We start from the raw sequence: 12,916 nt of genomic DNA on the forward strand, positions 1-12,916 counted from the left end.
TTGTATTATAAGCCTTGGGCTATATGTTTGAGACTCGTAGTATCTAATACAAAAATCTCTTTACCTTTTAGTTGAATCAGTGCTTTCTTTTTAAACTCTGCAAGCAAACGAATAGCACTTTCTGTGGCCGTACCAATGATATTGGCAATATCTTCTCTGGTTAAATGAATATCTATTGAACCATTTTCTCTTTTAGGAAACTTATCATTTAAATACAATAAAGTTGCAGCCAAACGTTGTTTAACCGTTTTTTGAGCCATGTCAACAATTACATTATCAGCTTCCTTTAAAGAGGTGGCCATATTTTTAAGAATATCCATAGTGAAATTAGGATTCTTTTCTAAGTCTCTTACAATTTCTTCTTTAGGAATAAAACAAACTTCCATATCATTCACAGCTACCGCCTTTAAATTGGAAGCTTCATCATTGATCAAACTTCGTTCTCCTAGTAAGTCTCCTTTTTTAATTAAGTGAATAATTTGGTCTCTACCATTTTCACTCATTTTAGAAACTTTACAAATTCCATCTTTCACGCAAAAAACACCATTGATGTGTTCTCCTTCTTCAAATAAAACCTCCCCCTTTTTTATGGTTTTAGAAGTTTTACATCCAGAAATTCTAACTAATTCATCTTTTGTTAGCGCTTTTAAAGAATTAAACTGTCGGATAATGCACTGTTCGCATTTGCTCATAGTAATGCCTTTTAAGAGTATTTCAAATATACTCAAAACCTGACAAATATCATGTTTTAAAATGGATTCTTATTGGATATTTGCAGTAGGCAAAAGAGTAAATATGGAAAACACAAAATGTTTTCATTGTGGTAACCCATGCGATACAGAAATTATTAAAATAGAAGAGAAATCTTTTTGTTGTAATGGATGTAAAACGGTATTTGAGATTTTTTCTGAGAATGACTTAACTTGTTATTACGATTTCCAGAACAATCCGGGAGCAATTCCACAAGAAATAAAAGGGAAATACGATTTTCTAGACAATACATCTATTGTAGAAAAATTAGTAGAGTTTAATGATGGCAATGTACAAGTGGTAAATTTATATATACCACATATTCATTGTAGTTCCTGTATTTGGATATTGGAAAACCTACATAAACTTAAAGAAGAAGTAAGTGCTTCACAGGTTAATTTTCCAAAAAAGACCGCACGTATTACGTTCAATTCAGCAACAACCTCTTTAAAAGAAATTGTGTTGTTATTGAGTTCTATAGGATATGAGCCTTACATCTCTTTAGAAGATTATGAAGTAGGTAAAAAGAAAGTAGATCGAAGCTTAATTTACAAATTAGGAATAGCAGGATTTGCTTTTGGAAATGTAATGTTTTTATCTTTTCCAGAGTATTTTGAAGTATCTGAATACTGGTTAGAACAATACAAAGGAGTTTTTAGATGGTTGATGTTTGTGTTCTCTTTACCCGTAGTTTTTTACGCTTCTCAAGATTATTTTATTTCAGCCTATAAAGGGTTACGTTCAAAAATTCTCAATATTGATGTGCCTATTGCTTTAGGAATCACTGTGTTGTTTATAAGAAGTGCTGTCGAAATTATTTTTGATTTAGGAACTGGTTTTTTTGATTCGTTAACAGGATTAGTGTTCTTTCTATTATTAGGGAAGTTTTTTCAACAAAAAACATACAATTTCTTATCGTTTGAACGTGATTACAAATCATACTTTCCAATAGCTGTTACCAAACTAACTTCAGAAGGAAAAGAAGAGAATATTCAGATTTATGATGTAGAAAAAGGAGATCGATTGTTAATTAGAAACCAAGAACTGATTCCTGTAGATGGTATTTTAATGAATGGAGATGCACAAATCGACTATAGCTTTGTTACAGGAGAAGCAGTACCAGTATCTAAAAAATCGGGAGATAAGTTATTTGCAGGAGGGAAACAACTATCAGGAGTTTTAGAAATGGAAGTTTTAACCTCAGTATCTCAAAGTTATTTAACACAACTGTGGAGTAACGATGTGTTTAAAAAAGATAAGCATTCGTCTTTTAAAACAATAACCGATAAAATAAGTCAACATTTTACTATTGTTATTCTATTAATAGCATTGATAGCCACTGCGTTTTGGTTATACTACGATGCAAGTAAAGCCTTAAATGTGTTTACAGCAGTATTAATTATAGCATGTCCATGTGCTATTGCATTGGCCGCTCCATTTACGCTAGGGAACATATTACGTATTTTAGGAAATAAGAAGTTTTATTTAAAAAATGCAACAGTGGTAGAGCAATTGGCAGCTTTAGATACTATAATTTTTGATAAGACAGGTACATTAACCACTAATAAAGAAAATCAAATTGTTTATGAAGGAACTTTCTTAGCTTCAAATGAAAAATCAATTTTAAAAAGTGCTTTAAGGGGGTCAAATCACCCATTAAGTAGAATGCTATATGATTCGCTTACAGAAGAAACAAGAGAAATTGAGACATTTGAAGAGTATACAGGTAAAGGGATAGCGGCTGTTTGTGACAATACTAAGTTGAAGGTGGGATCAGCTACTTTTGTTAAAAATGCCCATGAGCAAATGAACTTAGATACGTCTGTTCATGTAAGTATTAATGAAACTTACAAAGGGAAATTTGTTTTTAAAAATGCCTATAGAGAAGGAGTAAAAGAGTTGTTTACTGAGTTAAGTGCAAACTATAATTTGGCAGTAGTATCAGGTGATAATGAAGGAGAGAAAAAGTACTTAAAAGACTTACTGCCTCAAGGAACAAGTTTATTGTTTAATCAAAAGCCTGAGAATAAACTATCTTATGTAGAAGAATTGCAAAATAATGAGAACCGCGTAGCTATGATTGGAGATGGCTTAAATGATGCAGGAGCTTTAGCTCAAAGTAATGTGGGAATTGCAATTTCAGAAAATATTAATGTTTTTTCACCTGCTTGTGATGCCATATTAGATGCATCTAAATTTAATCAGATAGCGAATTATATAAAGGTGTCTAAAAAAGCAATTCAAATCATTAAATATTGTTTTATATTGTCTTTATTGTATAATATAATAGGGTTGTATTTTGCTACAACAGGACAGTTAAAACCAGTAATAGCGGCTATTTTAATGCCTTTAAGTTCAATTAGTATTGTTGTTTTTACAACCATTGCAACAAATGTAATAGCAAGAAAAATTAAGTAAGAATATGGAAATTAATAAATATATAGATCACACTTTGTTAAAGCCAACAGCAACCAAAGAGCAAATTATTCAGTTATGTTCAGAAGCCAAGTCGTATAATTTTTATGCGGTTTGTGTAAATGGTTCTTATGTGGAATTGGCAAAGAAAGAATTAGAAGAAACTTCAGTGAAAGTAGCAGCTGTTATTGGGTTTCCTCTGGGAGCAATGACCACAGAAGCGAAGGTATTTGAAGCTAAAAATTGTATCGAGAAAGGAGCGTCAGAAATTGATATGGTAATCAACATTGGAAGATTATTGGATGGTGAATTTGACTATATAGAAAATGAAATCAGATTGATAAAAGAAGCTATTGGAGCCAATGTGTTAAAAGTCATTTTTGAGAATTGTTATTTGAATAAAGAGCAAATTAAAATGGTGAGCCAATTAGCAGTAAATGCAGGAGCAGATTTTGTGAAAACATCTACTGGATTTGGAACAGGAGGAGCAACATTTGAAGATGTTCAACTAATGAAAGAAGTAGTAGAAAACAAAGCTCAAATAAAAGCAGCAGGAGGGGTGCGAGATGCCAAGACTGCACAAAAATATATTGAAATGGGAGTTACACGTTTAGGTACTTCATCAGGAGTATCACTAGTAACAAAAGGAATTTCAGATAAAAATCAGTATTAAAAAAATGTAGTTACAAAAATGTCAGTTCGAGTGTGTTCTAGAAGTATGAAAAGAAATGTATCGAAAACAATATTCTGTAACTACCTACTAAAATTAAATCATTAAAAAATGAGTGTACATATAGAAGCCAAAGCAGGAGAAATAGCAGAAACAGTTTTACTACCAGGAGACCCAATGAGGGCGAAATGGATTGCAGAAACATTTTTGGATAATCCGGTGTGTTATAACGATGTTAGAGGAATGCTTGGGTTTACTGGAACATATCAAGGGAAAAGAATTTCGGTACAAGGAACTGGAATGGGAATTCCTTCGGCTTTAATTTATGCGCATGAGTTGATTAATGAATATGGAGTTAAAAATTTAATTAGAGTAGGTTCGGCTGGATCGTATCAAGAAGAAGTAAAGATTCGTGATATCGTGGTAGCTATGGCAGCTTCTACTAATTCAGGGTTAAATACCATACGATTTAATGGAGCAGATTATGCACCCACCGCAAGTTTTAAACTATTTCAAAAAGCGATTGAAGTAGCAAAAGAAAAGGGAATTCCTTTAAAAGCAGGTAATATTTTAAGCTCAGATGAATTTTATGCAGATGAGTTTGAAAGTTATAAAAAATGGGCAGACTATGGAGTTTTGTGCGTAGAAATGGAAACTAATGGATTATACACTGTAGCGGCGAAACACAAAGTAAACGCCTTATCTATCTTAACAATTTCAGATAGTTTGGTTACGGGAGAAAGAACAACTGCCGATGAAAGAGAACAAACCTTTAAAGAAATGATTGAAATTGCTTTAGAACTAGGAGAATAGTTTGAGTAGTTAATTGAAGAATGATTAAACGGTATCGTAACATGAGCACACTTATTCAAAAATATAATATTCCAGGACCTAGATATACGAGTTATCCTACAGTTCCTTATTGGGATGAAACCACATTTTCAAAACAAAAATGGATTCAAACTTTTCAAAAATCTTTTGAAGAAAGTAATACCTCAGAAGGAATTAGTTTATATATCCATTTACCTTACTGTGAAAGCTTATGTACTTTTTGTGCGTGTCATAAACACATTACAAAGCGCCATGAGGTAGAAGAACCTTATATTGAAACGGTTTTAAAAGAATGGGATTTGTATGTCGATTTGATCGATGAGGTTCCTGTGATAAAGGAAGTGCATTTAGGAGGAGGAACACCTACTTTCTTTTCAATTGGGCAGTTAGAAAAACTAATCAATGGAATTTTTAAAAGAGCCCAAAAACACCCAAATCATGAGTTTAGTTTTGAAGGACACCCAAATAATACTTCCAAAGAACATTTACAAGGTTTGTATGACTTAGGGTTTACTCGAGTAAGTTTTGGAGTACAAGACTATAATCCGAAAGTACAAGAAGCAATTCATCGTATACAACCTTTTGAAAACGTAGAAAGAGTTCACAATTGGGCAAAAGAAATAGGATATACTTCTATTAGTCATGATTTAGTATTCGGACTTCCTTTTCAAACCAAAGAAAATGTAATTCATACCATTACTAAAACAAAAGAATTACAACCCGATAGAATTTCATTTTATAGTTATGCTCATGTACCTTGGGTGAAAGGTGTTGGACAACGTGGATTTAATGAAAATGATTTACCTAAAAATGACGAAAAAAGAGCCCTGTATGAAATAGGAAAGGAGTTGTTTGCAGAGATGGGATATATAGAAATAGGCATGGATCATTTTGCTTTACCTACAGATAGTTTATATACCGCTACAGAAACTAAAACATTGCACCGAAATTTTATGGGATATACGGCAAATAAAACCCAATTAATGATTGGTTTAGGAATGTCGGCAATATCAGATTCTTGGTATGGTTTTGCACAAAATGTAAAAACGGTTAAGGAATACCAGCAAATCGTAAATGATGGTGAAATTCCGGTGTTTAGAGGGCATATTTTATCCAAAGAAGATTTGGTAATGCGTAAGCATATCTTAAATATCATGTGTCATTTCAACACTTCATGGGAAGAAGAAGCATTACAAATTGAAAATATAGAAAATCATATAGATAAACTACAAGAAATGATTAATGATGGTTTGGTATGCGTTGAAAAAAATCATTTAACGGTTCCTGAAGAGGCAAGACCTTATGTAAGAAACATTTGTATGGCTTTTGATAAGAAACTTCAAGAAAAACAACCTGAAACAAAATTGTTTTCAATGACGATATAGTTAATTAATTGATTTTAAATTAATTATGATTAATATCATGGTTTTGTGTCTTAATAATTGGTAACTTTAAGAAAACTTAAAAACTCTTGAATTATGGGAACAATAACTGAGACAAATTGGACGAAGAAGGAGTTATATACATATCTTTTTATTTACTGCATGAATGCAGATTTTATAGAGGCTCCAGAAGAGCTTGAGAGAATAACTTCTAGGGTAGATAATGAAACCTATCAAAGAATGCATGCAGAATTTGATGCAGATAGTGATTATGCCAGCATTCAAAAAGTAAAAGAATCATTGGTTAATTTAAACATTTCTGATGCTGAAATTGAAGTGCTTTTTGAAGAAATGAAGGATCTATTTCTCGCAGATGGGAAGTATGAGATTTTAGAAAGAAATTTAATGCTAGGATTAAAGAAAGTTTTAAAATAAAATATTGTTTAAATATTTTAAAATGAGTTCGTTATTTACGGACTCATTTTTTGTTTACTGCATAAAAAAAATCTTAAAACATGACTTTTGTCATATTTTAAGAAAACCTTCAAACCTACCTTTGACGTATAATTATCAGGCAAGATATGAGCGTTATTTACTTACTACTTACACTAAGTATTTTAGTGGCAATTGTTTTTTTCATTGCATTTATTGTTTCAGTAAAAAAGGGACAGTACGATGATTCGTACACACCCTCGGTTCGTATGTTATTTGATGACGAATTGGTGAAAGAAGATAAATAGAAAACTAACAAAATAGATATTAAATTCAATTTAGATTATGGAAATGCAGCAATTTTATTACGATAACAAAATCGTAAAAAAGTTCATTTACGCCACGTTACTCTGGGGGATCGTTGGTTTCTCAGTAGGACTACTGTTGGCTTTTATGTTTTTATTCCCAAATATTACTGACGGAATTTCATGGTTAAGCTTTGGGCGTCTACGTCCGTTACATACCAACGCAGTAATTTTTGCATTCGTAGGAAACGCAATTTTTGCAGGGGTGTATTACTCACTTCAGCGTTTACTAAAAACACGTATGGCAAGTGACTTTTTAAGTAATTTCAACTTCTGGGGATGGCAGTTAATTATTGTTGCTGCAGCGATAACCCTACCGTTAGGAATTACAACATCCAAAGAATATGCAGAACTAGAGTGGCCTATAGATATTGCTATTGCTTTAGTATGGGTAGCTTTTGGAGCTAACATGATTTGGACGATTTTACAAAGAAGACAACGTCACTTATATGTAGCTATTTGGTTCTATTTAGGAACCTTTGTAACGGTTGCTGTATTACATATATTTAATAGTTTAGAGTTACCAGTAAGTTTCTTAAAATCATACTCAGTATATGCAGGAGTACAAGATGCCTTGGTACAATGGTGGTACGGACATAATGCGGTAGCATTCTTCCTTACAACACCGTTCTTAGGATTGATGTATTATTTTGTTCCGAAGGCAGCCAATCGTCCAGTATATTCTTATAGATTATCTATTGTACACTTCTGGTCGTTAATCTTTATTTATATCTGGGCCGGTCCTCACCACTTATTATATACATCGTTACCAGATTGGGCACAAAACTTAGGAGTAGCATTCTCTGTAATGTTAATTGCACCATCTTGGGGAGGTATGATCAATGGTTTATTAACCTTACGTGGAGCTTGGGATAAGGTAAGAGTGGATCCAGTATTAAAATTCATGGTAGTAGCAATTACTGGTTATGGTATGGCTACGTTTGAAGGACCAATGTTATCTCTTAAAAATGTAAATGCAATTGCGCACTTCTCTGACTGGATTATTGCACACGTGCACGTTGGAGCCTTGGCATGGAATGGTTTCTTAACCTTTGGTATGTTATACTGGTTAATACCACGTATGTTTAAAACAAAACTATACTCTACAGCATTAGCAAACTTCCATTTCTGGATTGGTACTTTAGGTATTATCATGTATGCGTTACCAATGTATGTAGCAGGATTTGTACAAGCTTCAATGTGGAAACAATTCAATCCAGATGGAACCTTAACTTACGGTAACTTCTTAGAAACCGTAAACGAAATTATTCCAATGTATTGGATGCGTGCTATAGGAGGAAGTTTATTTATTCTAGGTGCCATTGTAATGTTATACAATGTTGTAAAAACAGTGAAGTCTGGATTTGATGTTACTGATGAGTTAGCAGAAGCACCAGCATTAACAAAAGTATCTAAATACAGAACATCAAAAGAAGGTTGGCATACTTGGTTAGAAAGAAGACCAATCAAATTAACCATCTATGCAACCATAGCAATTTTAATTGGAGGTATTGTACAAATTGTACCAACCTTATTAGTAAAATCTAATATTCCAACCATTACCAGTGTAAAACCATATTCGGCATTAGAATTAGAAGGTAGAGATATATACATTAGAGAGGGATGTGTAGGATGTCACTCGCAAATGGTACGTCCATTTAGAAGTGAGGTTGAACGATATGGAGAATATGCGAAAGCAGGTGAGTTTGTATATGATCATCCGTTCTTATGGGGTTCTAAACGTACTGGGCCAGATTTATTAAGAGTTGGAGGAAAGTATTCTGACAGTTGGCACTTAAACCATATGTATGATCCACAAAGTACTTCACCAGGTTCTATTATGCCAGCATACCAATGGTTGGTAAGAAATGAACTTGATAAGAGTGATACCGAAGCAAAAATGAGAGCTATGGTAAGCTTAGGAGTTCCTTATACAGATGAAGATATTGCCAATGCACAAGCAAGTATGGAAGCCCAAGGAGCTAAGATTCAAGAGAATTTACATCAGGACCCAGATTTTGCAAAGAGTTATGCTGATGATAAAAAGTATGCACAGCAAAACGGACAGAAATTTATCGAAATGAAAGACAGAGAGATTGTAGCATTAATCGCTTATCTACAACGTCTAGGAACCGATATTAAAGTAAAAGATATAGAAGACCAATTAGGTAGTAAAAACTAGAAATTATGTTAAAGTTCGTAAAAAATCACATGGAGACTATTGCTGGTATTGAAATCTACCCAATTATCTCATTAACCATATTCTTTACATTCTTTGTAGTGTTGTTTTGGTGGGTGTTTACAGCCAAAAAGGAGTATATAAGTAAGGTAAGTGAATTACCATTAGATAACTAGTAAATAAAAGTAAGATGAAAAAGTATTTTCAATCTATAGCATATATAACGTTCATTGCAGTTACACTTTTTGCTATTATGACTGCAATACAATCATACGAAAATCCATTTAGTTTGTATGAGAACCCATTAGTGTGGATTGCCATTGTAGCCTTGATTATTGTAATTCTAATGAAAGAATTGTTAAACATCGTTGCGCAGCAAAAAGCAGAAACACTTCAAATGGAAAAAGAAGGAGTAAATCCTGAAGAAGTAGATCATTGGGCTTGGGCAAAACAATTAATTAAAAAGTGGACAGATACCAAGGCCATTGAAGAAGAAGATGAAATTATCTTAGATCATAATTATGATGGTATTAAAGAGTTAGACAATAACTTACCACCATGGTGGCTATATATGTTCTATGCAACCATCATTTTCGGAGTAGTATACTTAGTAAAATATCATGTATTAGATGGTGATAGCCAAACTACAGAATACAACAAAGAAGTTGCCTTGGCAAAAAGAGAATTGGCAGCGTTTAGATCTACTTCGAAAGAAGCAGTAGTCGATGCAGAAACGGTTACGGTATTAACTGCCGATAGAGATTTAAGTAGAGGTAAAGCAGTATATAACCTAAACTGTGCGGCGTGTCACGTTGCTGATGGTGGAGGTGGTATTGGACCTAACTTAACTGATGAATACTGGATTTTAGGAGGTGGAATCAAGAATATATTTACCACAATTACCAATGGAGGTAGAGATGGAAAAGGTATGGTAGCTTGGGGAAAAACATTGAAACCAAAAGATATTCAAAAAGTAGCAAGTTATATTATGACTTTCCAAGGAACCACTCCAGCGAAACCAAAAGCACCACAAGGAGAGTTGTATAAAGATGAATCAGCTCCAAAAGAGGTAAAAGAAGAAGGAACAGAACAAGCAAAAGATAGTGTGCGATAATTTAAAATTACTGCAAATTAGTTTTTAATAGTTGATTATGGAAACTCCCAAGAACGAACAATTTAGAGATAGTATCGGTACGATAAATGAAGAAGGTAAACGTGCTTGGGTGTTTCCTAAAAAACCAAGTGGAAGGTTTTATAAATACAGAACCTATGTCAGCTATTTTTTACTACTATTTTTACTGTCAGCTCCTTTTATAAAAATAGACGGAAACCAGTTTTTACTGTTCAATGTTTTAGAAAGAAGATTCAATATTTTCGGATTCCCATTTTGGCCACAGGATTTTCATTTACTCGTGGTGTCTATGATTATAGGAGTGGTGTTTATCATTCTGTTTACAGTTGTATTTGGTAGAATTTTCTGCGGATGGATTTGTCCACAAACCATTTTCTTAGAAATGGTTTTCAGGAAAATAGAATATTGGATTGAAGGAGATAGAGGAAAACAAATACGTTTAGCAAAACAAAAATGGAATGCAGAGAAAATTAAAAAGAGAGTTTTAAAGTGGATTATCTTTTTTATCATTTCGTTTTTAATAGCCAATGTGTTCTTAGCATATTTGATTGGAGGAGATACGGTGATTGATTATGTAACCGGAAATCCTTTAGATAACATTAGCACCTTAATATCGCTGTTGATATTTACTGGAGTCTTCTATTTTGTGTTTGCATGGTTTAGAGAGCAGGTGTGTATTATTGCTTGTCCGTATGGAAGATTACAAGGAGTATTATTAGATAATAAAACCATTAATGTTGCCTACGATCATGTAAGAGGAGAAGGAGAAAAAGGACGCGCAAAATTCAATAGAAAAGAAGACAGAGCAGCTTCTGGAAAAGGAGATTGTATTGATTGTTTTCAATGTTTAAATGTATGTCCGACAGGAATTGATATCCGAAACGGAACACAATTAGAATGTGTAAACTGTACGGCATGTATTGATGAGTGCGATCATATGATGGAAAAAGTAGGATTACCAAAAGGATTGATACGTTACGCAAGCGAGGAGAATATTGTAAAGAAAGCACCTTTTAAATTCTCAGCAAGAATGAAAGGGTACTCTGCAGTATTAGGAATCTTAATTGCAGTTTTAATCGGAATGTTGTTCTTACGAAATGATGTCGAAGCTACGATTTTACGATTACCAGGACAATTGTATCAACACAAAGAAAACGGAATCATTAGTAATATTTACACCTATAAGGTAATCAATAAAACGACCAAGCAAATAGACGATGTAAGTTACAAGTTACTATCGCACAAAGGGAAAATAGAAACGGTTACTCATCAAAATTTTGAAGTTCCAAAACAAGGATTGGCGGAAGGAACATTGTTTATAGAATTGCACCAATCTGAAATGAAAAAAGAAAAGGTCACCTTAAGAATTGGAGTGTATAGTGGAGATCGATTGATTGAAACGGCAAAAACTAATTTCTTAGGACCAAGAAGCTATCGATAGGTAGTTTTAAGTTGATAGTTTTTAGTCTTTTGGAGACAGGAGACAGAGAAAAGAATAAATAATAACCCGTCATTACGAGGAAGAATGACGAAGTAATCTCTTAATCAATAAACAGAATACTTCATTCTTAATGACACAAATACAATAAAAATGAAACTAAACTGGGGCACGGGCATAGTAATCGCAATTATTGGATTTATAGGATTTATCATGTATTTCGTAATTACCATGAGTACAGGTAAAAATTATAATCACGATTTAGTATCTGATAAATATTATCAGAAAGAACTAGAATATCAGAACAGTATTAATGCCACAAAAAATGCAAAGGCATTAAAGGAAAATATAAAAGTTGAAAAAACAGCAAAAGGATTAAACATCCATTTTCCAACGGAGTTTAATCCTAAAGAAATTTCAGGAAAAGTGTTCCTATATAGACCATCTAATAAGCAATTGGATTTCGAAATTCCAATTTCACTTTCCAATACATATTTGCTCGTGCCTGAGAACCGTTTGTTAGGTGGTCGCTGGAACATCACTGTATCCTGGAAGCACAAAAATAAAGATTATTTATATCAGAAAGAGTTGATTTACTAATGTATATATCAGCACTCATATTAGGATTGTTAGGAAGCTTCCATTGTATAGGAATGTGTGGCCCAATAGCGTTTATGTTACCAGTTGATAGAACAAACAAAGTAAAACAGTTCTTTCAAATAACAAGCTATCATTTAGGGCGCTTATTTACCTATAGTTTGATAGGAATGCTGTTCGGATTATTGGGGAAGAGTTTTTATTTCTTCGGATTCCAACAGCAACTCTCTATCATAATGGGAGTTTTAATGATTCTAGTTATTTTACTTCCCAAAACGTTTCAGAAATATAACTTTTCCAACAGAATCAATAAGCTTGTAATGAAGGTGAAGTCTACCTTAGGAAAAGAATTAAAAAAGAAAGGAAACGATACTTTTTTTACCATTGGTTTTCTCAATGGTTTTCTTCCATGCGGATTAGTATATATGGCAGTATTTGGTGCATTAACCGCTTCAAATGCTTTTTCTGGAAGTATTTATATGTTATTATTCGGATTAGGAACCATTCCACTAATGACAACCGTAGTGTATGTTGGTAACTTTGCAAACGGATTGATAAGAAAGAGAATATTACAAGCAATCCCTTATGTAGTTGTTTTTATCGGTGTCTTATTTATTCTCCGTGGATTAGGGTTGGGAATTCCCTATGTATCACCCGTTTTAAAAAGTACTGCAGACACTGTTGTAGGTTGTCATTAAGTGGATAATATTTTGGCGTTCATTGCT

Annotated in this window: 13 protein-coding genes; 12 read left to right on the plus strand and 1 reads right to left on the minus strand. The window is 33.2% G+C overall.

From position 1 onward, the window contains the following. Positions 1-5: 5 nt before the first annotated feature. The gene (locus ABNT22_RS04845) at positions 6-692 is read right to left on the minus strand and encodes a Crp/Fnr family transcriptional regulator (protein WP_348714649.1); all 687 of its coding nucleotides are present in this window, start codon (positions 690-692) and stop codon (positions 6-8) included. Positions 693-795: 103 nt separating this feature from the next. On the opposite strand from ABNT22_RS04845, the gene ABNT22_RS04850 reads away from it, so the two are divergent. The 12 genes from ABNT22_RS04850 (at position 796) to ABNT22_RS04905 (ending at position 12,889) form a co-directional block, all read left to right on the plus strand. Next, entirely contained in the window at positions 796-3,168 is a 2,373-nt protein-coding gene (locus ABNT22_RS04850) for a heavy metal translocating P-type ATPase (RefSeq protein WP_348714651.1), read from the plus strand. 4 nt (positions 3,169-3,172) lie between these two features. After that, on the plus strand, positions 3,173-3,838 hold the full coding sequence (gene deoC / locus ABNT22_RS04855) for a deoxyribose-phosphate aldolase (RefSeq protein WP_348714653.1): 666 nt from the start codon (positions 3,173-3,175) through the stop codon (positions 3,836-3,838). 108 nt (positions 3,839-3,946) lie between these two features. After that, positions 3,947-4,648: a purine-nucleoside phosphorylase gene (gene deoD, locus ABNT22_RS04860; RefSeq protein ID WP_348714655.1), complete on the plus strand. Its 702-nt coding sequence runs from the start codon at positions 3,947-3,949 to the stop codon at positions 4,646-4,648. Positions 4,649-4,689: 41 nt separating this feature from the next. Continuing rightward, the gene (hemN, locus tag ABNT22_RS04865; RefSeq protein WP_348714658.1) at positions 4,690-6,051 is read left to right on the plus strand and encodes an oxygen-independent coproporphyrinogen III oxidase; all 1,362 of its coding nucleotides are present in this window, start codon (positions 4,690-4,692) and stop codon (positions 6,049-6,051) included. 93 nt (positions 6,052-6,144) lie between these two features. Further along, positions 6,145-6,483, plus strand: coding sequence for a hypothetical protein (locus ABNT22_RS04870; RefSeq protein WP_348714660.1), 339 nt, complete (start codon positions 6,145-6,147; stop codon positions 6,481-6,483). A 146-nt stretch (positions 6,484-6,629) separates the two neighbouring features. Next, positions 6,630-6,788: a cbb3-type cytochrome oxidase assembly protein CcoS gene (gene ccoS / locus ABNT22_RS04875; RefSeq protein WP_299110110.1), complete on the plus strand. Its 159-nt coding sequence runs from the start codon at positions 6,630-6,632 to the stop codon at positions 6,786-6,788. Positions 6,789-6,825: 37 nt separating this feature from the next. Continuing rightward, the gene (gene ccoN, locus ABNT22_RS04880) at positions 6,826-9,027 is read left to right on the plus strand and encodes a cytochrome-c oxidase, cbb3-type subunit I (protein ID WP_348714662.1); all 2,202 of its coding nucleotides are present in this window, start codon (positions 6,826-6,828) and stop codon (positions 9,025-9,027) included. Between the two features lie 5 nt (positions 9,028-9,032). Then, complete coding sequence (locus tag ABNT22_RS04885; protein WP_348714663.1) at positions 9,033-9,200, plus strand: CcoQ/FixQ family Cbb3-type cytochrome c oxidase assembly chaperone; 168 nt, start codon at positions 9,033-9,035, stop codon at positions 9,198-9,200. A gap of 14 nt (positions 9,201-9,214) precedes the next feature. Next, positions 9,215-10,138 carry a cbb3-type cytochrome c oxidase N-terminal domain-containing protein gene (locus ABNT22_RS04890; RefSeq protein ID WP_348714665.1) on the plus strand — a complete coding sequence of 308 codons (924 nt, stop codon included), beginning with the start codon at positions 9,215-9,217 and terminating at the stop codon, positions 10,136-10,138. A gap of 37 nt (positions 10,139-10,175) precedes the next feature. Then, a complete protein-coding gene (gene ccoG, locus ABNT22_RS04895; protein WP_348714667.1) occupies positions 10,176-11,597 on the plus strand; it encodes a cytochrome c oxidase accessory protein CcoG in 1,422 nt (473 codons plus the stop codon). 150 nt (positions 11,598-11,747) lie between these two features. Beyond that, positions 11,748-12,194 (plus strand): FixH family protein, encoded by a 447-nt coding sequence (locus ABNT22_RS04900; protein WP_348714669.1) that lies wholly within the window; start codon positions 11,748-11,750, stop codon positions 12,192-12,194. Beyond that, a complete protein-coding gene (locus ABNT22_RS04905) occupies positions 12,194-12,889 on the plus strand; it encodes a sulfite exporter TauE/SafE family protein (RefSeq protein ID WP_348714671.1) in 696 nt (231 codons plus the stop codon). Before ABNT22_RS04900 ends, ABNT22_RS04905 begins: the two co-directional genes overlap by 1 nt. The last annotated feature ends 27 nt before the right edge of the window (positions 12,890-12,916 follow it).

Source organism: Tenacibaculum sp. 190130A14a (assembly GCF_964048965.1).
GTDB lineage: Bacteria > Bacteroidota > Bacteroidia > Flavobacteriales > Flavobacteriaceae > Polaribacter > Polaribacter polynesiense.

Bases quoted from the DNA above. Each gene is read 5' to 3' on its own strand.
- ABNT22_RS04870 (WP_348714660.1), top strand. From the start codon at position 6,145: ATGGGAACAATAACTGAGACAAATTGGACGAAGAAGGAGTTATATACA.
- deoC (WP_348714653.1), top strand. From the start codon at position 3,173: ATGGAAATTAATAAATATATAGATCACACTTTGTTAAAGCCAACAGCA.
- ccoN (WP_348714662.1), top strand. From the start codon at position 6,826: ATGGAAATGCAGCAATTTTATTACGATAACAAAATCGTAAAAAAGTTC.
- ABNT22_RS04850 (WP_348714651.1), top strand. From the start codon at position 796: ATGGAAAACACAAAATGTTTTCATTGTGGTAACCCATGCGATACAGAA.
- ABNT22_RS04900 (WP_348714669.1), top strand. From the start codon at position 11,748: ATGAAACTAAACTGGGGCACGGGCATAGTAATCGCAATTATTGGATTT.
- ABNT22_RS04905 (WP_348714671.1), top strand. From the start codon at position 12,194: ATGTATATATCAGCACTCATATTAGGATTGTTAGGAAGCTTCCATTGT.
- deoD (WP_348714655.1), top strand. From the start codon at position 3,947: ATGAGTGTACATATAGAAGCCAAAGCAGGAGAAATAGCAGAAACAGTT.
- hemN (WP_348714658.1), top strand. From the start codon at position 4,690: ATGAGCACACTTATTCAAAAATATAATATTCCAGGACCTAGATATACG.
- ccoS (WP_299110110.1), top strand. From the start codon at position 6,630: ATGAGCGTTATTTACTTACTACTTACACTAAGTATTTTAGTGGCAATT.
- ccoG (WP_348714667.1), top strand. From the start codon at position 10,176: ATGGAAACTCCCAAGAACGAACAATTTAGAGATAGTATCGGTACGATA.
- ABNT22_RS04845 (WP_348714649.1), bottom strand. From the start codon at position 692: ATGAGCAAATGCGAACAGTGCATTATCCGACAGTTTAATTCTTTAAAA.
- ABNT22_RS04885 (WP_348714663.1), top strand. From the start codon at position 9,033: ATGTTAAAGTTCGTAAAAAATCACATGGAGACTATTGCTGGTATTGAA.
- ABNT22_RS04890 (WP_348714665.1), top strand. From the start codon at position 9,215: ATGAAAAAGTATTTTCAATCTATAGCATATATAACGTTCATTGCAGTT.